Below are 24,788 nucleotides of genomic sequence, written 5' to 3'. Positions count from 1 at the left end.
TGTCAATTGAAGCCAGTTAAGGAATGCTCGTCAAGTGGCGAGTGAAATTGTTTCAAGGAGCCTTTCAACAACCACCGAAAGTGACGACCAAAACTGACTCGCCAAGCAGCCCCTGCTCTCTCTACAATGCCGCCATGGCAGGAAATACATTTGGACAATCGTTTCGTATTACAACCGCAGGTGAAAGCCACGGTCCCGGGAATGTCGTGATTATTGACGGCGTTCCACCGGGGATTTCATTGACCGTCGAAGATCTGCAGGTTGACCTGGATCGTCGAAAACCGGGTCAGAGCAAGATCGTCACCCAGCGAAAAGAAGCGGACGAACCGGAAATTCTCTCCGGCGTTTTCGAAGGTCGTACGACCGGAACAAGTCTGGCGATTTTGATACGAAATCAGGATCAGCGAAGCAAAGATTACGGCAACATCAAAAATCTTTATCGCCCCGGTCATGCCGACTACAGCTTCGATGCAAAGTACGGCTTCCGAGACTATCGTGGTGGCGGACGAAGCAGTGCCCGCGAGACAACCGCCCGTGTCGCAGCTGGTGTGGTCGCCAAGAAAATTATTGCCGAGGCATTTGGTGGCCTTGTCGTCGGCTATGTCACACAAGTTGGTGAAATCAAAGCTGAGATCGAAAACCCGGGCGAGGTGACTCTCGAACAGGTCGAAAAACTTCCTAACGGTGAGGCGAACATCGTTCGCTGTCCCGATTTCGAAGCGGCCGACCGAATGATTCAGTTAATCGATGAATGCCGCAAAGCTGGCGATTCCATCGGCGGAGCAGCCGAAATTGTGGCGACAAATGTTCCCCCGGGTTTGGGAGAACCAGTTTTCGATAAGATTAAAGCCGACTTTGCCAAGGCACTCTTTTCACTCCCGGCGGTGCTCGGCGTCGAATATGGCATCGGTTTTGGATGTGTCACCATGAAAGGGAGTGAACACAACGATCTGTTTACTGCCGAGAAACAGAACGGTGCCAATAAAGATGGTGACCGAAAAATCGTCACGAAATCAAATCGCCACGGCGGAATGTTAGGGGGCATCACCACTGGCATGCCCATCGTCTTGCGGGCCGCTGTGAAGCCGACCAGCAGCTTGCCCATCGAACAGGAAACCGTCACACAAACCGGCGAGGAAGCAACGATCCAAACCAAAGGACGCCACGATCCCTGTTTGCTTCCAAGGTTCATTCCAATGGCAGAAGCGATGATCGCCATCGTCCTCGCAGACCACTGGCTACGCTGGCAAGGACAAACTGGACGAGGGTGAATCAGAGTTGGCTGGGATTCCTCCCGGCAAGGCAATTCAGGCGACAATCAGAAATCGTCTCATTAGCTTCAATTGCTTTTCCGCTGTGAAATCGCTGAGTTTCGACTCAGCCTACAGAAATCGAGTGGAACATTGAGTAAACCGGTTGCAGAGCCAGATCGCGAGTCGCCACTGCGTTCGCTTATCCCATTCTTTGTTCTGGCATGGATTCTGATTTTTTGGTCGCGTTTCTTCTACACCCTGCTTCCCGGGATCGGCGAAGGTGACATCGATCGCGTCGATATCCTTTTCGCTGTTCCTGAAATCTTATGGAACAACATCTTCCCGGAACGACTCCCAGGTGATTCCTCCAGCTGGGCGAATCTGATTCAACGAATTCCCATTCTGGGATACGCCCTGTTGATGCTGGCCGGGGCGATTGCACTGGGCCGACTCGCTCTGCGTGGAATGAAATTGAACTCGATCTTCGACGGTGTTTCCAAATCCGCCTTCGCGGGTGGACTGGGCCTTTCAATTCTTTCGCTGCTGACCTTGGGACTCGGAACCGCCGGAGCCCTCTCCCGTGGTCTGTTTTTCGTTCTCTTACTTGTCACGATCGCTGCCGAATGCTTTCTGACACTACGACAGCGAGACAAAAAATCGCAGCGAAACGACAAAGCCAAAGAACACAATTTCTCTCTTCGCTGGATTGCAGTCCTCTGCGTCTGTTTTCTCACCCCCATGCTGCTAGGAGCGATGCTCCCTTCGACAGATTTCGATGTAAAGGAATACCACCTCGAAGGGCCAAAGGAATATTTTCTGGCGGGCAAAGTTCATTTCCTGCCACACAACGTCTACACAAGTTTTCCATTCCTCACCGAAATGCTGACACTGTGTGGCATGCTCCTGACAGGTGACTGGTTCACCGGAGCTCTGGTTGGCAAGACGGTCTTGATGGCCTTCGCTCCGCTCACCGCGATGGGAATCTTCGCTGTGGGACGTCGCGTTGCAGGAGATTACGTTGGAGCGATCAGCGCCCTTGTCTACCTGTCCACACCATGGACGTATCGCATTTCGGTCATCGCATACACAGAAGGAGCGATGTGCTGTTATGTGATTCTTTCGCTGTTAGCGTTGCTGCACTGGCTGTCGCTCTTCTCCGATTCACGACAATCTTCGTCGCATGAGCGAGGGCTCTCGATGCTGTGTGGCCTCCTTGCAGGGAGTACTGTTGCCACCAAATATCCTGGAATCGTGCTCGTTGCGATTCCGATTGCTCTTGTGATGCTGACCACTGTCGTTCTGCGACGAGTCCCCTGGCGACAAACAACAACGATGGCGGCATTGTATATTGTCGGCGGATTGCTGACGTTTGGGCCATGGGCAGTCAAGAACACCCTCGAAACCAGGAACCCGGTCTACCCGCTGATGTATTCAATTTTTGGAGGCGAGGACTGGGACGCTGAATTGAATGCCAAGTGGAAAGCGGGGCATGCGCGGCCGTCACCTCTGCTCAAGAATCCAGTCGCGATGGGGCAAGAACTGAAGAAGAATGTTGTCGATGTCACGCTCGGAAGCGTTTGGCAATCCCCGCTGATCTTCGGGCTCGCTCCGCTCGCATTTCTTTATCGCAAACGAAACCGGGAGTTCTGGATTGTCCTCGGAGCAGCGATCACGATCCTGACCGTCTGGTACACCATGACCCACCTTATCGACCGTTTCTGGGTCCCCGTACTGCCTGTCATCGCTCTCCTTTCAGGAGTGGGAATCGCAGCATTGAAAGAGACTTTTTTCTCTCAAGGCAATGATTCCCCCTGGTATTTTCCCTGGCTAGGGAAAGCGGTTTTTCTATTGCTACTGACCACACTGGTCTTCAATCTTGCGTTCATGACAACCCCTGCCAGCGGATACAATGCCTATCTCATTGATTACAGCAAAGCACGCCAGCAGGTGAAACCAGCCTCGGTGCTTCTTGCGGAACAAGCTGCCGGCGAAAGCGGGCGTGTGCTGTTCGTCGGCGAGGCGATGGTCTTTGATGCGGAGTGCGAGTATCGATACAACACGGTCTTCGACTATTCACTTCTCGAACAATGGACCTCCAGCAAACTCGGAAAAAATGAATGGGAACTGCTGCCAGCTGAGACTATCAGGCAGAATTTCCAAGTCGCTGGCATCACGCACATTTTGATCAACTGGAATGAAATCCTTCGGTATCGCACGACTTACGGATATACTGATTTCGTTTCTCCAGAGAGGCTCAAACAGCTAGCTGACCGTTGGCCGTTTGAAGAAGTTCCGCTCCCGGATGAATTCAACCTCAGAGACTGGGAAGGCATCGATGACTCCTGGAAAGATGAGATTGAACGTTGGGGGCCTGAACTCAAGCGAAGGACATTTTCTGGAGACCAGAAGATGAAACAGTTCCAATTGTTCGAGTTGTCGGGCACTCGATGAGGATCACCTTTTAGCCCGAAGGGCTTTTTGAGAGTGGAATTTCATGCCTGAAAAATCGATCTGGCCGGAACACGAAGTGACGCAGCAACTTGTTCAAGCGGTCGCGAACGGTGATGAACTTGCCGTCAACGATTTAATGAATCGGCATCGTGACGCATTAAGACGCCTGATCCACTTTCGACTGGACCGAAAGATCTCCGCCCGGGTCGACGCCAGCGATGTTGTGCAAGATGTCCTGCTCGAAGCCAACCAGCGTCTGAAAGATTATGTCGCCAACCCGGTCATGCCGTTTCACCTGTGGGTCCGACAACTTGCCAAAGACCGCATGATCGACCTGCACCGTCGGCATCACGCCAAGAAGCGAACGGTCGACAAAGAACAACCACTCCAGCGGCGAAAGTTTGGTGATCAATCATCACTCAACTTGGCTGCTCAACTGAGTGATCAAGAACTGACTCCAGCGGCGGCGACGATTCGGAAAGAACTCGAAGAACGGTTCCTTGAAGCCTTGAGTCAAATTGACGATGACGATCGGGAGATCATCGTCATGCGCCACATCGAACACCTTGGGAACAGTGAAGTCGCTCAAGCCTTAAAACTCTCTCCGGCGGCAGCGGGAATGAGATACTTGCGAGCGATTCGGCGACTGAAAACCATTCTGACCGCAACAGACGAATCAGAATCCGAAAAACGTTTGCAGTAGAGCACGCTGAATGTTTGTCGTCCCCGCGAACGTCACCTTCGAGAGTTCAAAGCCTGCTCAGCCGCTTTCGAAGAAGAGATCTCTGAAAGCGTGCCAAGGCCCAGATCACTGATCCAGAGTCGGGACATAAAAAAAGCCAGGCAAGTTGAGTTGCCTGGCTTTTCAGTTTTCAAGAACTTTTCAGTGCCTGACAATGCTCTTTAAGATATCACTCAATGTCAGGATTACTCACTGTCGTGTTTGCTTACTGTCGCGTTTGCTTACTGACCAGTTGAACTGGCAGGTTTTTTGTTTCCGCGATCGCTGCGGAAACGTTGTGATGTTTGTCCACTGGAGAGTCGGTTCGCTCCGAGAACTTCATCAGTTCCGGTACTTCGTGATCCAGACTTCAAATTGTACTTCTGGTTTTCACCAGCGACATAGAGTCGCTGTTTGTTTTCGTACCCGATGTAATTCAGGAAGTCAGAGAACCGTACAATTTTAATCCCGAACTGAAGTGCTTCATTTTCGAGAGCTTTATGCTCTTCACTTATCTTCAGAGCGAATTCACGACGTTCGTCAGCTCCGGGGAACTGGCTTGGGTCAGGGATCTCTCCGACGACCAGATATTTCGTCTTCACAGACATCTTACGACCTTCAGGGATTCGATTTCCCTGATCGTCAACTTCGACTTCCACAGAAGCACCGGCGTTCGAAATAATCCCATGCAAGAGTTCACGATCGCTTTTTCCGTTGTCATCCATATCGAGAATTCCAACGAACGAAAATGACTCGACAACGCCGGGATTGAACAATGGTGAGTAAACCGGGTCGCCAGCCTGAATGGGGCGATCAAAGTCTTCTTCGACGATACGGCACTCAGCGAGATTTGGACCGAGGATTTTGTTGACTTCAACTTTGGCCTTAATGTCTCCTGAACCACGTCCTACTCCACGATGTGTTTGAATGTAAACACTAAACGTTGTTTGTGGACGTAAGTAATCCTTGCTGCCAATGTCGATCCAGACCAGTCGAGTCGTGTTGTCGACACGGACGATTTTTCCGTCGGGTTTGTCGAAGCTCTGGTTTTCAAGCTTATCGAGCTGCAGTCGAAGGAACTGATTCGCCTGTTGGAGAAGTGAAATTTCTTCACTGGTCTGTCGGCGGACACGATCGAGCTCATCGTTGAGTTGCCCTTTGGCGACTCGTTCTGCAGAAAGTTCCTGTCGCACAGTGGCGATCTCGGCATCCTTCGCAGCCATCTTCTCAGTTTGATCAGTGATCAGCTTCTGATGTTCTTGCTCAGTTTTCTCTTGCGACTGTTGAAGTTGATTTTCTCGGCCTCTAGTGGCGGTTTTCTCAGCTTCGAGTCGTGCGTTGGTTTCGTTCAGCCCGGTGTTATACGTTTTACTTTGCTCCGACATCGTTTCCAAACTCGCACGCAAAGACTGCAGCGTGTCCCGGAATTTTGGATCGGTTGGGCTGGGTTGGACTTGGTCGCGGCCCAAGGAAACGAGATCTTTCTTGGCAGCACCGATTACAGAATTCTCGTTGTTGCCTCCGATGCCGATTTCTTCGAAGCCTTCATAGCCCATGAGTTGCTTCAGAGCGGCAAGCTCATCAAATTGTCGTTTGAAGTTCCCCTCAGCTGCGTTCATTTTGTCTGTTGCATCAGCTGCAGCGAGTGCCGCTTTTTTCTGTTCCTGAAACGTCAAATAGGTGACGATGGACAGAATGAGCGTGGTCATCACAAAGAAGACAAGTGAAAAGTGTACTGCGGTCGGTTTTGAACCTGCCATCGAGGAGTCCCCTTTGGAACAATTTCAGTGAGTTTTGCGCGAAATGGAGGTTATGTGCGCAAATGGATTTGTGCCGAAAGTGATTGAACGGTCACCATTTCACAGCGTATGTCTTAGACGAAGTGTCTCTGTTCTACACAGTGTCTTTAATCGACACAGTGCATGTCGCATCTCTAACATCGTCCATGACACTGCTTCACAATCCGTGCAGGTTGTAACCCCATGTAGGTTGTAACCGAAGGTTGTCTTGAATCCACAATAGGCTGCAGTCCACGTTTACGGTCCAGCAACTTCGCTTGTGAATTGATATTGATACAACGTGATCCGACCAAAATGAATGGTCTTCTCCATTTAAGTCGAGTGAATTTCATCGAGACTTCAATGCAAATTGCCGAAGTCCGATAACCGCTAAATTCGAATGAATTGAATGATGAGAGGCTTCACTGATGTGGTCAAAACGCCACATCAATCCTCTGTTCAGTTTACGATGACACTCCTGCGAGTCAAGGAAATCCCCCTAAATCCTTAAGGACTCTTAGGATTCGGGAGTTCCTTAATCCAAATATTCCGAAACTGAACCAAGCTGGAAGCAGGCTTGTACGAGCCATCAGCGTTGACACCACCGTGATGTTGAAGGGCGATCCGGCCCATTGCGGGAACTTCGGGTAGCTGGGCGTTTTCGAGTACCATTTTGTTGTTCAAAATCACGGTCAGACGGTCTTTGACCATGATGATGGTGAACTGATTCCACTCACCGACCGGGTGATCTGCATTGATTTTTGGAGTAACTCCCGCGCGAACGACGGGATCTTTCTGATTATTCCGGTATCCGTAGACCTCTCCAGAGCCGATGGGCCAGCACCACATATTGATTTGGGCTTTTGACGTTCCACGAACATAGATGCCGGAATCGGCGTTGGGCATCTGAATTGTCAGCTTCTTGCCTGTGGCATCGTTCAAGTATGACCCATCTTCCAGAACGATCGGGACAGGATACAGCCCCGAAGTTTCCTTAATTCGCCAATCCATTTTCAAAATGAAGTCGCCGTATTCCTTTTCACTCCAAAGGTTTTTGTCTCCTTTGGCTTCTGAATCGGCGTTGTAATCGATCACTCCATCGACGACTTTCCACTTACCGCCGTCTCCTTCAGGAGTCGTCCAGTTCGTGAGATCCTTGCCGTTAAAGAGTGAAACAAAACCATCTTCAATCTCACCCTCCGCAAAAACAGGGGCTACCGAGAGAAACAACATTGCGAGAGTGATCAGGAGAGCAAAGCCGGTACGCATGGGAGATTTCTTTCAGACATTCAACGAGTGGCAAAACGAGATCAGTTTAACAATTTCACCTGACGCATGTCGAATGATGCATGGATTCGGAAGAGAAGCCTCCAATGAAGATCACCGAGAGCCTAGAGCATCTTTCGAATTGGTTTGCAGGTTCTGCCTCGTGGCGAATCGCATTTTTCCTAGTGAAATGCGTTCTTCACGGGCAAGCGGTAGAGCAAGCTGCTCTAAACGGATCTGACCATACAGAGAAAAACAGATAGCGTTTTAATCTTTGATGTGGAACAGACGCTTAAGCGTCTCGAGCATCCCGGTCGGCGGGCCGGAGCGAGCTTCGTCTCGCAGTGTTTCCAGTGGAGGATGGAGCAATTTATTAACGACGCGGCTAATGGTTTTCTCGACCGCTTCGCGTTGTCGATCGTCGAGTTCCGGGATCTTGCGAAAGAGAATCTCCAGCTCTGCTCGGCTGGTCTCGTGCCAATGCTCCCGGAGCTGTTTGATAATCGGCCCGGTCGCCTTATGGTAGATCTCGTGCATGAACTTTTCGGTCTCTTCCTCGATAATACTCGTGGCCTTCGTGACTGCGGAAGAGCGCTGTTTGCGATTGTTTTCACATGTCGCTTCAAGGTCATCAATATCGTACAGGAAGATTCCATCGTCCAGATCACTGACCTGCGGCTCAATATCTCGCGGAGCTCCTAAGTCGAGAATAAACAATGGCTTCGGACCGGTTTTCTTGCGAAGACTCTTGAAGTCCTCAACTCCAAGAATAGGTCGATCCGCCCCGGTTGTGCTCACGATCACATCGGCTCGCGCCAGCGATTCATGCAAGGCTTCCCAGGCGACTGCTTCGCCGGAGAATTCTCTTGCCAACTTCTCGGCACGTTCAAAATGCCGATTTGTGACAAGGATTTTCTTCACACCTTCATCTTTGAGGTACGTCAGCGTTTCAGACGCCATCTCTCCTGCACCAAGGATGAGGACGGTCTTGTCATCGAAGCGATCGAAGATGCTTTTGCCGAAGTCTCCCACAGCAACGCTGGCAATGGAGACGCGCCCCTCGGAAAGCTTTGTTTCGGTCCGAACTCTCCCCGAGACTGCCATCGCCCGCTGAAACAGAGCGTTCGTCAGCGGTCCATTCGCTGAAGTCTCCATTGCGAGTTCGTAAGCAGACTTGATCTGGTTAACGATCTGACTTTCGCCGAGAACCATGCTGTCGATACTCGATGCGACTTCGAAGAGATGTCGCACGGCATCTGGCCCTTGCCGTTCGAGAAGATCGTTGAAGAATTCTGTTTTCGGAACCTGATGAAAGTCTGAGAAGAACTGAGCGAGATCATCGTGGCTGGGGGTATCTCCCGGATCTTCCTGGGCTGTGTAGAGTTCGATTCGATTGCAGGTGGAGATGACGACATGCTCGGATCTCGGGAATCGAACACGGAGTTCATCATACGCGCGCACAACATGGTCCGAAGACGGGAAAGCAAGGCGTTCCCGCAGATTCAAGTCCGCTGTCTGGTGATTACAGTAAACAACCTGCACGTTCATCGATGAATAAATTCTCCTAGAGTCCCTCTCCCAAATCGGCAGGAAGGAGGAATTTCCCAGTGCTACAGTCTACCAAGAACTCAGTGCTCTAATTGTTATTTCTCTCAAAATCCAGATTCAAGTCTTGGGGCCATCCACAATGATACCCGGTAATTGGACTCCGGACGAATGAATATTGTCGGCACTCAGGAATCGAATTGCTAAAAGAGTGACGAGCAGGAAACCGCAAGCCAGAAGTGTTCGCCACGCGACCAGGCGTCCCGTGGCATTTTTTGAGACCAACAGCCAGCCAAACAGGAAGGTCATCGCGACCCAGACTAAGCCGAAGGCAATAAACCCGAAATTTGCGAGATTGACCGCATGATCAGACCCGGCACGTAAATACGACATCCATAATCCGGTCACCATTCCCAGTGTCAGCAATGGAACGGAAACAACAATCAGCCACCAGTTAATCTTATTGAGTCGCTCCAGACTCAGCAGATGCAACGCTGGAGGCTGAGCTTTTTTGTGTTTCAGCCGGGAATGCTGAAGCAAATACATCATGCTCATGACGAGCGACAGAATGACTCCGAAGATCCCAAACACCAAGAACGAAGCGTGGATCATTGTCAATTCGTAAGCGATTTTGACATCCGGATTGGGAGTGGTACTCGCAAAACGGGACGATCCGACAAGCAGTAGAACCAGCGGAAGGATAAACAAACCAATTGACAGGGAACGGTCCCAAAACTTGATTCCGAGGTAAAACACGATTGCCAACCATGCGGAGACCAACAGCCAATCATGTGATGACGCCAATAGAGGGGGGAGCGCAGTTTGGCGACTGCGTTCAACCAGATAAATCGTTTGGGCTAAAAATCCGGCCGCCGAAATTCCCAGAGCGGACCAGCGCATCACTTGGCTCTGCCTGATGAACTGCGTCAGTTCCAGGACAAGCGCTGCTGTGTAGCTAGCGAAGAAACATAAAATGGTCACGTTAGCAAGCTGCATGAACTTTGACTGTCTCGATCCTGTGAGGAGTGTTCGCAGTTGGCGGGAATCATCCCATCATTCACGTTCCAGTTGAATCCGTCAATGATCTCAGATTCCACCTTGGTCTGTCAGACGCAATTGTATGCAAGTTTGTTCATAAAATCGTTGTAACAACATCAAGTACTGTCCAGATGCTTGTACAGTTATTTGTACAGTCATCTGTACAGTCCCCGATTTACAGAAACCCAAAGCTTGAGAATTGAATACCATTTTAGCACACATTCTCTTTTCTTGTGTCCGTGAGAGACCTCTTTCGCCAAGAGAAAAGCTCCAGAAGCCCACTGGGAACGGCTGAGCGGGGCAGCTCGCCTCCTCGGATCACTCACTTCCAAAGCTCGCCCAACACTGCCCTCCCATTCCCCCTATTCTGCGCTTCCGTGCTGAACTGTGGCGATTTCAGAACAATAACCAAAATCTCTGTTTTAAAACTCGGAATTCCCACAGAAATGGGGGTGCTTGGCTCGATTTCGATAGACAGGGATGTTTACTGAAACGCGAACAGCACTCCTGAGATCATTGATCGATATCTGGATGACGATCACAAGTTCAGGCTCTGTTCAAGCGAACTAATCAAATTGCACCACTCACGGAGGATGGTCATGCCGGACCGGTCTGCGGTCACTTGTCCCGACCTGACAAAGAAACAGTTCCTATTTCTGGCACGAAAGCTGGGATGTTTCTCGAAGCGGTCGTTACTGGACGTTAGCCATGCAGGTGACTGGGTCGCTGATGCCACGCGGCGGCATGGAGCCATTGAAGGAATTGCGGAGCTGGCGAAGGAAGTCCCAGCTGAGAATGTCACTGTTGGCTCGCCAGCAGGGTCAATTTCCCAGGCAGCCCATTCAATGCATCGTGTCCTTGTACGCGACATCAGTGTGTTTCAGTCAGAAGAGATGACACCCGAAACAACAATTGCACTGGCAAATTTGCTCTCCTGTTTGAAACCACGTGGTCGCATGGTGATTCCCGTTTCAGCAGTCGATGGAACTGAGCACGAATTGTGGAAGCAAAGGCTGAGCGGTTTTCCCGGTCGGCTGACCAGTCGTATTTACAAGACAAATGTTCTCGACTACGCGAGTCTCACATTCGTGCTCCGAGGAATTCACGAAATTCCTGTGCTCGAATTTGCGATCGACCGCAAGCCGATCTCGCGAATCGACTGGCACCGTTTCGCCCGTGAAGCAGTAATGGCAAGAATGGAGAACTCCAACGCAGCTGCGTAGTCGCCTCTCCCCTGCCCGGCAATCCTGAAAATTAATCACCGTCAAGTGAACTGAATGTAGAAGCCGAGTTGGTGCGTTTCAGTGCACGCAACTCGCTGACTATCTATTCAAGGCTGCTTTCAACTCGATGATCTGAGATTTGAGTAGAGTGTCCTTGACGGTGTCGCTCAGCGGATCGAGATGTTTCAAGAGTTCATTCTTCTGGTCCGCGGTGAGTTGGCCTTCGAGTTCTTCGAGGGCTTTAATGCTGTTGATGAGCATGAGAACGCGTTCGAAGTACTCGGACTCCTGCTCTTCCGTTTTGACCTGTTTGGGGTCGAGATTCCAGTTGGCTCCCTCCTTGAGGAGGTCAAAGAAGACTTCCACTCCCTCGACTGAACCGTTGCGTGACAGACCGATCGCTGCGTTCATACGAGTCATCAAATCGGGATCACTGAGGAGAGCAACCAGGCGTGCCTGGCTTTCCGCTGTAGGAAAGAGCCCGAGAGCGTAAGCTCCCTGATGGCGGAAGAGTCGGTCCCCTTCCTTTGAAATTTCGATCAGCTCATTCACAAGTTCGGGGTCGCTCAAGGTTTGCCCCGATTGTTGAAGGTTCCCTGCAAACATCGAGAGCCCGATCAGCGAATGCTTTCGCACCTCATGATTGCGAGACTCCTTGATGCCTTCCCGAAAGACCGGAATGACGGCGCTCTGAACCTGCATTCGCCCTAATGCCTTTGAGAGAAATTCGAGGTTCTTGAGTTCTTCTTCCGAGAGATCGTCCAAATCGATGAACTCTCCATAGAGCTCTGCAAATGCGGTTGCGATCTCCGGATTGGCGTTGAGATGCTGGCTTTTTTCACCCCGCTGAGCATCAGCATCTAGCATGTGGGCTAAGCCGAGCGCACCGCGCCAACGGACATGAGGGTTTTCGCTGCGAACATCGGTGACAAGTTGTCGCCAATCGAGTTCCTGCGACGCCAATTGACCGAACGCGGCATAAACCCCGACGATCAATGCGACAATGATCGCAGGGACCAGAAAGAGTTGAATGATCATCCCGGCTGAAGGTGGCTCGACCGGTGGCAGATCAGTAGGAAGATTGACTGTGACATCTTCTTGAGAGCCGTCCCCTTCGCGAGGAAGCTCAGATTGATCATCAGGTGTTGGATTTGGTGTTTCGGACATGAACTGGGAAAACCAGGGTTGAGTGGCGATTCGCAGCAAATTTTGACGAATCGTCCCGGAGGCGGCAGCGACGGAATCGAAGCCCCGTCGCAAATATGTTACTGGGCTAGAGCAGTTTGCTCTACAGTGTGCCCGTGAAGAACGTATTTCTCTAGTCGATACGCAGTTCGCCACGAGGCAGATCCTGCAAACCAATTCGAAAGATGCTCTAATCTCAAGAGTTTATGCCCATTGTGATTGGAATCAAGACTTGCTGTTCTGCTTCCTGAAAACGGTGACTTTCTGGAGTGTTCGATTTCAATATCCGGGAGTGCTGATGGAAAAAAACCTGAAACCTGGATCGCAGGCATTGTGCTGCGTGAAACTCGAAGATTTCATGATCCAGGGCGAACACATCGCGGCTGATTTCACACGTTGCGTTTCCTGAAAACCTTCAAGAGATTATGGAGAATTCTCATTTGGCTTGAGATAACACGCGTAATAACTGCGGAATAAGGCGGTCAAAGGCTCGGGCACGGTGGCTGATCTGCTGTTTCACGACGGAACCCAGCTCGCCAAATGTTTTACGGTATTCTCGCATTTCGAAGTAGGGATCATATCCAAAACCGTTCGTTCCACGGGCAGAATCAGCGATGCGGCCCTGGCAAGTCGCCTCAATATTCAGCTGCACATTTCCTTCGGGATCAGCAACGGCAACATGGCAAACATACTTTCCTCCCCGTTTTTCACTGGGGAGCCCTGCAAGCTCCTCGATCAACTTCGCATTGTTTTTCTCATCTGTGGCGCCGGGCCCGCTGTACCTGGCTGAGTAAATTCCAGGAGCCCCCTTTAACGCATCGACACACAGACCACTATCTTCGCCAATCGCCCAATGCCCGACTGCTCGAGCTGTTTGAGTTGCTTTCTTTTCAGCGTTGGCCTGGAAGGTGTCACCATCTTCAACCACATCTTCCACGTTTTCGAATTCCTCGACCGAAATCAGTGGGATTCCATGCGGAGCGAGCAGTTCGCGGATCTCGCCGATTTTCTTTTGATTTCGACTCGCCAGGACCACTGTCGGAAAGGAATTCTGTTGGCTCATGGTACTCATTGAAGTATTGAAGGAACGGAAAACGTCTCGATCAGCCGCCGTACTCTACCCTGCGTAGATGATTGCGAAAGGATCGACCGAAGAACATTCATGAGATTCCCGGGGTGCAGATTAGAGTCCCCCTGTGGAATTCAGCGAACTGCAATGATACAGTGAAATAGACCCTTTGTCGCCTGCTCGCTATGATCGGGGCTTCTGAAAACATCTGAAGAGAAGCGCGAAACAAACATGGCTGAGAACGTCTATCTGGCAATTGATTTAGGAGCAGAAAGCGGTCGAGTGATCGCTGGAATCTACGATGGAGAAACGATTCGCCTCGAAGAGATGCATCGCTTCCCGAATGGTCCAGTGAATGTTGCTGGGACACGACGTTGGGATCTGATTGGACTCTGGAGAGAGATCCAGGAAGGATTGCGAGTTGCTGGCCAACAATACGGTGATCAAATTGTCTCTTGCGGCGTCGACAGCTGGGGCGTCGACTACGTTCTGCTGACAGAGAAAGACGAACTCATCGGACAGCCGTACAATTACCGCGACTCCCGGACCGATGGAATGCTGGAGCATGCCACGACTCGCGTTCCTCGACATGAAATCTTTGCCGAGACCGGCTTGCAGTTCATGCAAATCAACTCCTTGTATCAGCTGATCGCGATGCAGCTGAACGATCCAGAATTGCTCGGTATTGCAGATCGCTTCTTAATGGTCGCTGACTTCTTCCACTGGCTGTTGTGTGGAAGTAAAGTTGTGGAATTCACAAATGCGACAACGAGCCAGCTCTATAACCCCACAAATCGAGACTGGTCAGCGGAGCTCCTCCGTCGGTTCGAGCTTCCCTCAAAAATCTTTCCGCAAGTTGTTCCACCAGGAACGAAACTCGGCGCGTTACGAAACGATGTCTCCAAGCAAACGGGCATTGGCCGAATTGATGTCGTCGCCCCGGCGACTCACGATACCGGAGCGGCCGTCGCAGCTGTTCCGACTGATCGGACTGGAAATGCGAACTGGGCTTACATCAGTTCAGGAACATGGTCGTTAATCGGTGTCGAAGTTCAAGATGCGATCTTAAGTGCAGAAGCTCTGAGTCAGAATGTCACCAATGAGGGTGGGATTGATGGGACTTATCGACTTCTGAAAAATGTGATGGGATTGTGGTTGGTACAGGAATGTCGCCGCTCGTTTGAGCGAGAAGGAAACAGCATCGACTACACACAGCTGACCCAATTGGCGACCGACGCCCCCCCCTTCCGGTCCATCATTGATGTCGACGATGATCGTTTCCTGGGACCGGACAACATGGTCGCAGCCATTCAGGAATGGTGCACTGAACACAACGAACCGGTCCCCGAGACGGAAGGTCAACTCGTCCGCTGTGCCTTGGAAAGTTTGGCACTCAAGTATCGGACTGTGTTACGCGGGATTGAGAAACTGACCGGCGAATCGGTCGAAGTGATTCACATTGTGGGTGGTGGGTGTAAAAACACGCTGCTCAATCAATTTACCGCCGATGCCTGCGGTGTCCCTGTCATCGCCGGTCCGATCGAAGCAACAGCTTTGGGAAACGTTCTGATTCAAGCCCGCTCAGCTGGCGAAATTGGCACGCTCTCCGAAATCCGTTCAGTTGTGAAAGCCTCTTGCGAGTTGGAATCATTCGAACCACAAAACCCCGCAGATTGGGAAGCAGCGTTGTCACGGTACCAGAAGTTGGTCAAGAGTTAACTTACACTGCGATGAGGGCCTTGCAGATCAACAGGGCCGCACCGAGAATTTCACACCGAGAATTTTGAGTCGAAAAACAGAAGAGATCTCGCAAATGAGGCGTCTGTTTACCATTATTCACTGAAGTCAACATTTCAATTTACCTGCTCTCACAGAATCTGCTGAACTCATCGTAATTCCAGTGAATGAAACGACTCCGGCAGAATCGTGAGTTTCTCTTAGAAATTTAAATCACCATGGCGTTTTTTGGAAAACTGAAGTCCGCGTTGAAGAAGACGAAGGATGTCTTACGAACAGATGTTCGCGATCTCTTCAAAGCTGGCGAAATCCTGGATGAAGTCAAGCTTGAAGAATTCCATCGTGGTCTCATCACGACCGACATGGGCGTGGAAGCGGCCAGTGAAGTGGTGGAGTCGTTGCGGAAAGAGTTTGGTGGACGAACAGTCGATCCCAAAGCGATTTGGGAAAACGTGAAAGAGACGCTTAAACTCATCCTCAAGGGAGACGGCAGCACGGACTGGGACCCGGACAATCCTGTCTCTCCGTTGAACATGGCTGAGTCTGGAACCACTGTAATTCTTGTTTCCGGAGTGAACGGCGTTGGGAAAACCACCTCGATTGCCAAACTCGCCAACTTTCTGACGAAGGCGAACAAGAAAGTCGTTCTGGCTGCTGGAGATACTTTTCGCGCCGCTGCGGTCGAACAACTGACGATGTGGAGTCAGCGAATCGGTTGCGAAATTGTCAGAAAAGACGAAGGCTCTGATCCTGCGAGTGTCGCTTTCGCGGGCTGCGACCAAGCCGACAAAATTGGAGCGGACGTTGCAATCATCGACACCGCCGGGAGACTGCAAACACAACAAAACCTGATGCAGGAATTGGAGAAGATTCATCGCGTCATTGGAAAACGAATCGAGGGGGCTCCGCACGAAAGCTTGCTCGTCCTTGATGCGACGACAGGACAGAACGGAATCTCGCAAGCTTCGAAGTTTTCAGCAGCTGCAAACTGCACAGGGATCATCCTGACGAAACTCGACGGAACCGCCAAAGGGGGTGTCGTGGTCGCAATTCGCAAAAAGATGGGAATCCCGGTGAAGTACATCGGAGTTGGCGAACAGATTGACGACTTACAGCTATTCTCTCCAGACGATTTCGTAGAAGCACTGTTCGAAGAAATATAAGGCAGGATTGAGGAGTCAGAATTTGGGAGTTCGAGCAGTATTGAAAAAGAAGTACCTGACTTTCACGGGCAGACGGTAGAGCAAACTCCTCTAGCATTGAAAATGCTCTATCCCAGAGGCCAAAGTGATGCAGTATTTTGGATTGCGGCTTCGTTAAGAATGTAGGATGACGTCATGGCACATGCGTATACTCCCGGATTGCAAATCAAAAAGCAGATTCGCTATCGCGTGCATCGTGCGTTGCCGATTTCCGGTGAAGTGTTGGTAAAGCAGGGTGAGACCGTCAAAGCTGAACAAGTGGTCGCTCGCACACAACAACCGGGAAATGTCTATCCGGTGAATCTTGCCAACCAGATCGGTGTCAGCGCCAGCGAAGTCCCCTCTGCTATGAACTTCAAGCTGGGTGAACATGTCGAGGAAGGCGAACAACTGGCGATTTCGAATGGGATCTTCGGCTTCTTCAAAAACTCGTATGCGTCACCTGCCTCCGGAACGATCGAATCGATGTCGGACATCACGGGACAAGTCATCATCCGCGGGGCTCCGATTCCAGTTGAAGTCAACGCTTTTGTAGACGGAATAGTCACCGAAGTCTTTCCGAACGAAGGGGTAATCGTCGAAACGGACGCTGCATTTGTGCAAGGAATCTTCGGGATCGGTGGGGAAACCCATGGTCCACTGAAGATGATCACCTCAAATCCCAATGAGGATCTGACACCGGATCATTTGAATGCTGAGCATGCAGGGGCTGTCGTTGTCGGAGGCCGCCGAATTCATGGCGAGACTGTCGCGAGAGCTAAAGAACAGGGAGTAGCAGCCATCATAGGCGGTGGTATCGATGATCAGGACTTGCGAGACATCCTGGGTTACGATCTGGGGGTCGCAATTACCGGGTCAGAAACGATCGGGCTGACTTTGATCATCACCGAAGGATTTGGTCAGATTTCGATGGCATCACGGACCTTTGAACTTCTAAAGTCGCTCGAAGGCCGAGCCGTCTCCGTCAACGGCGCGACTCAAATTCGTGCTGGCGTACTGAGACCGGCTATTGTGATCCCGCTTTCGGAGTCCGCCGACAGTGAAGAAACCGCCCAGGTTGTTGGAGGCGGTGTGTTGGAAGTTGGCTCGCATGTCCGGCTGGTTCGTGATCCTTACTTTGGCTTACTGGGAACCGTTTCGGAGTTACCGTCTGAACCGCATGTGCTTGAGTCTGGATCGAAAGCACGAGTTCTCAAAGTGGATTGCGAGTCTGGTGAGCGAGTGATTGTTCCGCGAGCAAATGTCGAACTAGTTGGAGATCAATAATGAAAAACGGTCTGTACCTTGTGATCTCCTCGTTTGTTTTGTCTCTCTTTGCGGCATCGCTGATGGCTCAACCTGCTCCACCACTGAGCGTGCTTGCCAAAGATCATCCGATGGACGATGGGACAAACATTGACGTCGTCATCAGGCTTCAAGAAAATTCGTCTCCCGATCTGGAATACATTGTCGAAAAATCGGCAGAGTACAACGGACTCTTCCAGGAGATCGGAAAGGTTCAACCTTCTCCTAAACAAATTAAAGCAGCTGAAATCATCTACACGAGTGACCGAAACGTACGTGGAGAAAAGTACTGGTTTCGTGTGCAGGCGAAGTCTCTGGAAGAAGATGATGCAGCGTCGGCCTTTGTTCGCACTGCTGAAGATACACCCGGTGTTGGAAAGCTGCAGTTTTTTGATGGAGGGCGTATTTGGTTGGCGATCATTACAGTGCTCGTGTGCGGTTCTGTTGTGGTCTTCATTTCTCTTGCTCGAGGTGGACGAGAGCTGAAAGTTCGACCGATCGCAGGTCTAGAAGCGATTGAAGAAGCGGTCGGTCGTGCGACGGAAATGGGACGCACGTGCCTGTTTGTACCCGGCCTTCAGGACATGAACGACATTCAGACAATCGCTGGTTTGACGATCCTCTCGCACGTCGCAGAACAAGCAGCAGAGTACGACTGCCGACTGGAAACCCCCACATCCAGATCTCTTGTGATGACCGCAGCCCGTGAAACGGTTGCCACGGCATTCCTCAAGGCGGGGCGTCCTGATGCGTATAATGACGACCTGGTTTACTACGTCACTGATGAGCAGTTCGCCTATGTTTCGTTTCTGACCGGAAAAATGGTCCGAGAGAGACCGGCAGCCTGTTTTTATCTGGGCGCCTTCTATGCCGAATCACTCATTCTGGCCGAGACTGGAAATGAAGTCGGTGCAATTCAGGTTGCGGGGACGGCTCAACCTGCTCAGCTGCCCTTCTTCGTGGCGGCGTGTGATTACACTCTCATTGGTGAAGAGTTCTTCGCTGCGAGCGCTTACCTTTCCGGTGATCCTGATCAACTGGGAAGCTTGAAGGGACAGGATGTCGGAAAAATCATCGTCGGAGGGCTGATTCTGATCGGTGTCACTCTCGTCACTTTGATGGAAGTGACCAACAACGAATTGATCGCAAATGCTGCGAATTATCTGCTGAATACAATTTTGCAGTCAACGTGAAGTCGGAATCAGCAACTCGAAACTTCTGCCTGGCTCCACACTTCAATCCGAAGGCGAAACAGGCCGTCCCGAGCCAGATCGTACTGAGAAAGCATCACCGAACCAGTTGGACTGGAACGACTCTCTGGACTCGAATCACGTCGGCTCCGAGTTGTGCATGATGCCCTCGGCTGCCAATGATCCCAGCTGGCTTGCCGAGCCACTGGTCAATGCGTACTCCTTCAGCTGCTTCGAGATAGGCCAGCATCCGCCCGTCCGGTGCAACGAGTGCGAATCTTGGTGTCCCGGGATAATTCCCCGGCAACGGACGAATAATGCCCGCACCGTTTAATCGAGGTGTGACTGGCGCGTCGGTCGGAGGACCTGGTTGCGAAGCCATCTGCTCAGGCGCGAGCCCTCCTTGAACAAACGTTTGATTCAATGTGGATTCATTTTGAAAACCGAGTTGTTGAGCAACCAGTTCTTTGTCTCGACGAGCTGACGCAGCCGAAACGCGTACGAATTCTTGATAGTGGCTGAGGATCTCACGCCGACGCTTCAGGACATCCATTCGTTTCTGAATCAATGCTCCGATGGAGGAATCGGCACCCTTTGCGAGCAATTGATATTGATCCTCAATTGATTCAAGATCCCACTGAGCAGGCTCCTTCTGCATCATGCTGGCGTAAACTCTATCGATGCGGTCGAGCTCATCGTAGAGAACTTTTCGTCTCGCAACAGCTTGGTCTATTTCCTTCTTCTTAGCTGTTTCAATCTCCTTTTTCTGGTTGAGAAAAGTGGAACGATTCTCGGTCGGAACCTGATAAGGATCATGGGCGATCTGCTGTTGAATCTGCTTGTCGAGCGGGACCAGAAACTCTCCTTTCATCCAGCGAAATTCCTGCGCGGGAGGAACGATTTTCAGCATGCGAACTGGACCACGCTGGGTCGTTAATGTTTCTTCCCCAAGAATTGTGACTTCATCTCCGTTGGAAAGTTCTCGCCCGTAGTAGGAGTGTTCTTTGCTCAACTCACTGCCGATTCGGACAATGGCACGAGCTGGCCTGCCATTTTGCGGAGCAACCTGAACCACGCCGGTATCACCACCCGTACGCTTCACCAACTCAGCGTCGATCCAGCTCAAACTCCCCTTGGGAGGCGCAATCATGAACCAGCCTCCGTGATCGTGCCGGTGAACAGTTACAGTCTCTTTCTGTTGCACATGCCCGGTGACATAGAAATTCGCACCAGGACCACAGCGAACCTCCACCTTCTCAGCGATGACGGTCGCCTGATACGGGAATTTCTGTTCAATGGCCTCCGCTGATTGCAGGGAGCCAAAGCACAAGAATGTCACAAGGAAGAGACGCCACATGTTCGTCATTCCGGTCGAGATTTGAGATGAGATTTGAATGAACTGCCAGGCAGAACATGAAGTGAGGTGCGGCGATCAGGAAACCAATCGCGCATGAGTGGGGACAGTGCTTATAAAACAAATCCTGAAATCGAAGCAAGATCAGCTCTATCGGAAAACTTGAGTGAAGACTGAATTCCGGGAGTATTTTTGTAAAAATGACATACCTTTAAGCTGCCCGACCTGCGGATCTCCCTCATCGACAATTCTTCGAAACTGTATTCGCAAGGGTCTTGTGGAGATCAGTGATCCATCACAGGAACCAAGCTATTGGCGGGCACAAGAAGCACCGACGTCTTCTCGATGGAGTTTCCTTGCGATTCGCTGAATGAATCCGCATAGTTCTCAATATTACATCACCCAATCACATCACTGACTCGAATCAAACGGGATCTCACCCATGTTGAAGCACACGTTAGTTCATCCGCAGATCAACGAAGTTCTTGGGCGAGCGGGGCATCATTCCAAAATTTTAATTGCAGATGGAAACTACCCTGCCTACAACACGCTGGGACCAAACGCTGAGTTGGTCTGCCTGAATCTCGCGCCGGGAATTGTAAGTTGTACAGATGTCTTAAAAGTATTGTTGACAGCAGTTCCGATCGAAGCAGCCAACACCATGGGGATCCCAGATGACGATCCATATGCCCTGGAAGGAGATCCACCAATCTGGAATGAGTATCGTTCGATATTGAGCGATGCCGATTGCGATGTGGAACTGGAACCGATTCAGAAATGGGATTTCTACGACGCAGTCGCCAGCCGTGATCATGTCTTAACAATCCAAACAGCCGATCAGGCGTTGTGGGCGAACCTGCTCCTGACCATGGGCGTTCGCAAGCCCGGAGAGCTGTGAACATCAGCAGCCAGAAAGAAAGATCCAGCAATGGCATTCGTTTGCCACATTGAAGTGGCGAATCAATATTGCCTTCTGTTATTGTGCATGAGAGAATCGTACACTTGTAAGCAACGAGGGGCCGGGAAATCGTTTTGAAGCAGGGCCGGGAGTTGGAATTATGGTGGAAACCCGTGTCCAGTGTCCGAAGTGCCAGTCAAAAATGAAGTTGACATTGGCTGTCGAAAAAGTCCGCTGTCCAAAATGCGACACGCTCTTCGTTGCGGATAAGAACCGTCTCCAGCCTCAAGGCTCGAAGAAGAGAAAAACTGCCCCTCCGCAAACACCGATTGCCACAAGTTCGTTCGATTTCGACGACGATGATTTTGGCAATGATGACGACGACCTTTTTGAAGAGGATTCTGCCCCACGAAAAAAACGGAGTCGAAAGCCTGCTCCGAAAAAGAAAAGCAAGCGTCGCTCACAGCCGAAACCAGGAGCGATCCCTCCTGAACAGATTCGCAAATTCGGATTGACGATGGTGGCAATTGGAATTGGAGCGTTCATTTTGCCATTTGTGGGGCTTCAAATCAAAGGCCTCAATGCAATGTCTCCTGAGATGCAATCTCTGGGAGGTGTCTGCTTCCTGCTCCTGGGTGGGGTGGTAATTTTAATCTCCTACAAAGATGCTCTTGGTGACGCCGCGAGTCAAACGTTTGACCAAGGCTTTACTGTCGTCAAGTGGGGTGCGATCGGGCTGTTTGTCTTCTTAATTGTCGGTCCGTTTTTGCTACTGGGCGTGAGATTCGCTTTTCGAACCGTGGCATCCATTGGAGGAGGTCATCAAGATCAAGTTACACAGGAGGAACTCCCTCCAAGCTTTCGAGGGCCGAATGGAACCGGTTCGGAAGCGCCGTCAATGAAGAAGCGACCAGTCGGAAATAGAAACCGCGCGAACACCGGTGGTGACCAGACAACAGAGGAATCTCCTTTTCAAGATGCCGGGAGCGGAACCTCACCAGGACAACCGTCAATGTTTCCTGGGACTCGCAGTGCAGGAGAGAATTCACAGAATCGAGGAACGGTGAAAGTGATTCTCAAAGGGTTCCCTCGACGTGAGGTGGTCCGCTATTTTCCAGAATTGCGAACAGCTGGGCAAACATTTCGAATGCGTGTGATGAAGATTGAAGAAAATCTGGCAGAAGTCGAGTTTGATCAGGCAGCAGAAATTCAGGTGTTTGCCAACAGCATCACATTCGGAAAAGTGACCAGTGTTGATGGGGAGCAGCGAACAATTACCGTGGAACCGTAATGTCTGTTTGAGTCCGTCATTTTTTGAATGAATTGTCTACACAGCGGTAGCTTCGCCTTTCAACAAGTGGCTCAAATTCCGATTGCGGTGCCAATCTGGTAGGTGAGGAAGGAAGCCACGTAGGCGAGCAGGGTCATGTAAGTGAAGGTAAAGATGGGCCAGCGCCAACTGTTGGTTTCACGACGAATGACCATCAGCGTCGCTCCGCACTGGGCACACAAGGCAAAGAAGACCATGACCGACAAGGCAACCGGGACGGTGATCAGTGGTGAACCATCGGGCCAGGTCGCCTTCATCAATGCGTTTGACAGTCCGGGGTCTCCATCTTCGAGCTCACTTCCCAGGCTGAAGATCGTTCCGAGTGTGGCGATGATCACTTCACGGGCAGGGAAGGATGCGATGGCACCGACCCCAATTCGCCAATCCCAACCCAAAGGTTTGACGACTGGTTCAATCGCCTTTCCCATACGACCGAGGTAGCTCTCCTGAATGAGTGCGGCAGAAACTTGATTGTACTCAGAGGTCAGTGCTGCAAGTTTTTCGCTGTTCTCTCCAGCTTCAGCATCGATTGTATTGATTTCGGCGCTCAGTGATTCCTGTCGAGTATGATCGCCCGGAAAATATCCGAGTGCCCAGACAACCACGGTAACACTAAAGATCAGCGATCCCGCTCTAACGACAAACGCTTTGGACCGGTCATAGACGCGGTTGAAAACAATCCCTGGTGAGGGCCATTTGTAAGGAGGGAGTTCCATCACAAATGGTGGCGTTTCACCTTTGAAGAATGTTTTTCGCAGAATCCATGCAATGGGAATCGCGACCAGAGCACCCAGGCTGTACATGGCGAACAGAACGATGCCCTGTAAATTGACCCAGCCGAGCAGCATAGTGGCGGGAATAAAGGCATAGATCATTAACACGTAAACCGGAAGTCTCGCGGAGCAACTCATCAGCGGAGCGATGAGCATGGTGATCATTCGATCGCGACGATTTTCAATCACTCGAGTCGCCATTACACCCGGAATCGCACAGGCGAACGAGGACATCAACGGCAGAAACGACTTCCCGCTCAGGCCGATGCGCGTCATCAGTTTATCCATCAGGAAGGCAGCACGGGCCATGTAGCCGCAATCTTCCATGATGGCGATGAACGCGAAAAGCATAATAATTTGAGGCAAAAATACGATCACAGAACCGACACCGGCGATGATGCCGTCGATGACCAGGCTACGAAACATCCCAGGTGGCATGAGCCCTTGTACGAAATCGCTGACGCCACCTTGCAGACCCTCAACCATTTCCATGAACGGTCCGGACCAGGTGTAAATTGCTTGAAAGATCAGGAACATCAGCAGCGTGAAGACAAGAATCCCCCAGAAGCGGTGCGTCAGAAACTTGTCGATGCGGTCGCTGGTGCTGAGTTTCGAGTCCTCCTGAGAACGTACCAATACGCCGTCGAGTTGCTCTCGAATCCAGTTGTACCGAAGCTTGGTTTCCACTGCTGGAATGCGACATCCCGCAGCAGTGAGCCGCAAACGTGCTTCATTCAGGTATTCTTTGAGTTCGGGAGCAATGGCATTCCCGGCAGCCTCTTCACTGGCTCCTCGGACATCAAGAAGCATTCGTTCGAGGAGGAAAAAGTGGACTTCTTCTTCTCCACGATTTTCGAGCCACTTTGAAAGCTTTTCGACTTCGTCATAAAATTCAGTGGGGAACAATCGCGGGGATGGCTGAACCGTCTCTTCGAGTGCTTGCAGCACCGCATGGCTAACCGCTTCGATCCCGTCTTTCCGATGTGCTGAAGTGGTAACCACTTTAACGCCAAGGCGTTCCTGCAGTTTCTCCACATCAATTGTGACACCGCGAGAAGTCGTCGTATCCCACATATTGAGGACGAGGACCGTCGGCAGGTTCAGGTCGCGGAGCTGACTGAAAAGATATAAGTTTCGCTCTAGATTGGAAGAATCAACAATGCAGACTACCGCATCGGGGGCCGGGGCGCTGGGCTGTCGTCCCAGAAGAACATCCACCGAAACCATTTCATCAGCCGAGCGGGGCGAGAGGCTATAAGTTCCCGGAAGGTCGACGAGCGTGATCTCTCGGTTTTGAAAGCGATACGAGCCAACCTTCTTTTCGACGGTTACCCCGGGGAAGTTTCCAACACGCGCTTGCCCTCCGGAGAGAGCATTGAAGAGCGTACTTTTCCCAGTGTTTGGATTTCCAATGAGCGCGACGGTCAACGACGCTGATTGTGTGGGCGAGGAGACCAAATCAGACATGTGATAATCAGAAATTTGGAGGAA

General features: G+C 51.1%; 18 protein-coding genes. 10 read left to right on the top strand and 8 right to left on the bottom strand.

Annotation, left to right across the window (positions count from 1 at the left end):
* Window positions 1–134: 134 nt before the first annotated feature.
* The 3 genes from aroC to ACN0YR_RS05725 all read left to right on the top strand — a co-directional run bounded on the left by aroC (window position 135) and on the right by ACN0YR_RS05725 (window position 4,407).
* Window positions 135–1,271 (top strand): chorismate synthase, encoded by a 1,137-nt coding sequence (aroC, locus tag ACN0YR_RS05735; protein WP_417848330.1) that lies wholly within the window; start codon window positions 135–137, stop codon window positions 1,269–1,271.
* Between the two features lie 132 nt (window positions 1,272–1,403).
* Window positions 1,404–3,704, top strand: a complete 2,301-nt coding sequence (locus ACN0YR_RS05730; RefSeq protein ID WP_417848231.1) for an ArnT family glycosyltransferase — start codon at window positions 1,404–1,406, stop codon at window positions 3,702–3,704.
* 43 nt (window positions 3,705–3,747) lie between these two features.
* On the top strand, window positions 3,748–4,407 hold the full coding sequence (locus ACN0YR_RS05725) for a sigma-70 family RNA polymerase sigma factor (RefSeq protein ID WP_417848230.1): 660 nt from the start codon (window positions 3,748–3,750) through the stop codon (window positions 4,405–4,407).
* Between the two features lie 260 nt (window positions 4,408–4,667).
* On the opposite strand, the gene ACN0YR_RS05720 is transcribed toward ACN0YR_RS05725, so the two are convergent.
* The 4 genes from ACN0YR_RS05720 to ACN0YR_RS05705 form a co-directional block, all read right to left on the bottom strand.
* Window positions 4,668–6,185: a hypothetical protein gene (locus tag ACN0YR_RS05720; RefSeq protein WP_417848229.1), complete on the bottom strand. Its 1,518-nt coding sequence runs from the start codon at window positions 6,183–6,185 to the stop codon at window positions 4,668–4,670.
* Window positions 6,186–6,710: 525 nt separating this feature from the next.
* The gene (locus ACN0YR_RS05715) at window positions 6,711–7,472 is read right to left on the bottom strand and encodes a 3-keto-disaccharide hydrolase (protein ID WP_417848228.1); all 762 of its coding nucleotides are present in this window, start codon (window positions 7,470–7,472) and stop codon (window positions 6,711–6,713) included.
* A 264-nt stretch (window positions 7,473–7,736) separates the two neighbouring features.
* The gene (gene hemA / locus ACN0YR_RS05710) at window positions 7,737–9,017 is read right to left on the bottom strand and encodes a glutamyl-tRNA reductase (RefSeq protein ID WP_417848227.1); all 1,281 of its coding nucleotides are present in this window, start codon (window positions 9,015–9,017) and stop codon (window positions 7,737–7,739) included.
* A 117-nt stretch (window positions 9,018–9,134) separates the two neighbouring features.
* Entirely contained in the window at window positions 9,135–10,010 is an 876-nt protein-coding gene (locus tag ACN0YR_RS05705) for a hypothetical protein (protein WP_417848226.1), read from the bottom strand.
* Window positions 10,011–10,651: 641 nt separating this feature from the next.
* Between ACN0YR_RS05705 and ACN0YR_RS05700 the strand changes: the two genes are divergently transcribed.
* Complete coding sequence (locus ACN0YR_RS05700) at window positions 10,652–11,275, top strand: hypothetical protein (protein ID WP_417848225.1); 624 nt, start codon at window positions 10,652–10,654, stop codon at window positions 11,273–11,275.
* Window positions 11,276–11,374: 99 nt separating this feature from the next.
* On the opposite strand, the gene ACN0YR_RS05695 is transcribed toward ACN0YR_RS05700, so the two are convergent.
* Both ACN0YR_RS05695 and rdgB read right to left on the bottom strand, forming a co-directional pair.
* Window positions 11,375–12,442 (bottom strand): HEAT repeat domain-containing protein, encoded by a 1,068-nt coding sequence (locus tag ACN0YR_RS05695; protein WP_417848224.1) that lies wholly within the window; start codon window positions 12,440–12,442, stop codon window positions 11,375–11,377.
* A gap of 454 nt (window positions 12,443–12,896) precedes the next feature.
* The gene (gene rdgB / locus ACN0YR_RS05690; protein ID WP_417848223.1) at window positions 12,897–13,523 is read right to left on the bottom strand and encodes an RdgB/HAM1 family non-canonical purine NTP pyrophosphatase; all 627 of its coding nucleotides are present in this window, start codon (window positions 13,521–13,523) and stop codon (window positions 12,897–12,899) included.
* A 237-nt stretch (window positions 13,524–13,760) separates the two neighbouring features.
* Here rdgB and rhaB point away from each other — a divergent pair, with 237 nt between their 5' ends.
* The 4 genes from rhaB to ACN0YR_RS05670 all read left to right on the top strand — a co-directional run bounded on the left by rhaB (window position 13,761) and on the right by ACN0YR_RS05670 (window position 18,945).
* The gene (gene rhaB, locus ACN0YR_RS05685; RefSeq protein ID WP_417848222.1) at window positions 13,761–15,248 is read left to right on the top strand and encodes a rhamnulokinase; all 1,488 of its coding nucleotides are present in this window, start codon (window positions 13,761–13,763) and stop codon (window positions 15,246–15,248) included.
* A 236-nt stretch (window positions 15,249–15,484) separates the two neighbouring features.
* A complete protein-coding gene (gene ftsY / locus ACN0YR_RS05680; RefSeq protein WP_417848221.1) occupies window positions 15,485–16,429 on the top strand; it encodes a signal recognition particle-docking protein FtsY in 945 nt (314 codons plus the stop codon).
* A gap of 174 nt (window positions 16,430–16,603) precedes the next feature.
* Window positions 16,604–17,734, top strand: a complete 1,131-nt coding sequence (locus tag ACN0YR_RS05675) for a hypothetical protein (protein ID WP_417848220.1) — start codon at window positions 16,604–16,606, stop codon at window positions 17,732–17,734.
* On the top strand, window positions 17,734–18,945 hold the full coding sequence (locus ACN0YR_RS05670) for a DUF6754 domain-containing protein (RefSeq protein WP_417848219.1): 1,212 nt from the start codon (window positions 17,734–17,736) through the stop codon (window positions 18,943–18,945). Before ACN0YR_RS05675 ends, ACN0YR_RS05670 begins: the two co-directional genes overlap by 1 nt.
* Before the next feature lie 94 nt (window positions 18,946–19,039).
* Here ACN0YR_RS05670 and ACN0YR_RS05665 read toward each other — a convergent pair whose 3' ends face one another.
* Window positions 19,040–20,299 carry a hypothetical protein gene (locus ACN0YR_RS05665; RefSeq protein WP_417848218.1) on the bottom strand — a complete coding sequence of 420 codons (1,260 nt, stop codon included), beginning with the start codon at window positions 20,297–20,299 and terminating at the stop codon, window positions 19,040–19,042.
* Between the two features lie 439 nt (window positions 20,300–20,738).
* Here ACN0YR_RS05665 and ACN0YR_RS05660 point away from each other — a divergent pair, with 439 nt between their 5' ends.
* Both ACN0YR_RS05660 and ACN0YR_RS05655 read left to right on the top strand, forming a co-directional pair.
* Complete coding sequence (locus ACN0YR_RS05660) at window positions 20,739–21,194, top strand: RbsD/FucU family protein (protein ID WP_417848217.1); 456 nt, start codon at window positions 20,739–20,741, stop codon at window positions 21,192–21,194.
* 202 nt (window positions 21,195–21,396) lie between these two features.
* Window positions 21,397–22,485 carry a hypothetical protein gene (locus ACN0YR_RS05655; RefSeq protein ID WP_417848216.1) on the top strand — a complete coding sequence of 363 codons (1,089 nt, stop codon included), beginning with the start codon at window positions 21,397–21,399 and terminating at the stop codon, window positions 22,483–22,485.
* Between the two features lie 71 nt (window positions 22,486–22,556).
* On the opposite strand, the gene feoB is transcribed toward ACN0YR_RS05655, so the two are convergent.
* The gene (gene feoB, locus ACN0YR_RS05650; RefSeq protein WP_417848215.1) at window positions 22,557–24,764 is read right to left on the bottom strand and encodes a ferrous iron transport protein B; all 2,208 of its coding nucleotides are present in this window, start codon (window positions 24,762–24,764) and stop codon (window positions 22,557–22,559) included.
* Between the last annotated feature and the right edge of the window lie 24 nt (window positions 24,765–24,788).

This window comes from Thalassoglobus sp., from assembly GCF_048270125.1.
Taxonomy (GTDB): Bacteria; Planctomycetota; Planctomycetia; order Planctomycetales; family Planctomycetaceae; genus Thalassoglobus.
The sequence above is the reverse complement of the archived record's forward strand: the minus strand, read 5'-3'. Positions and strand labels throughout refer to the sequence as shown.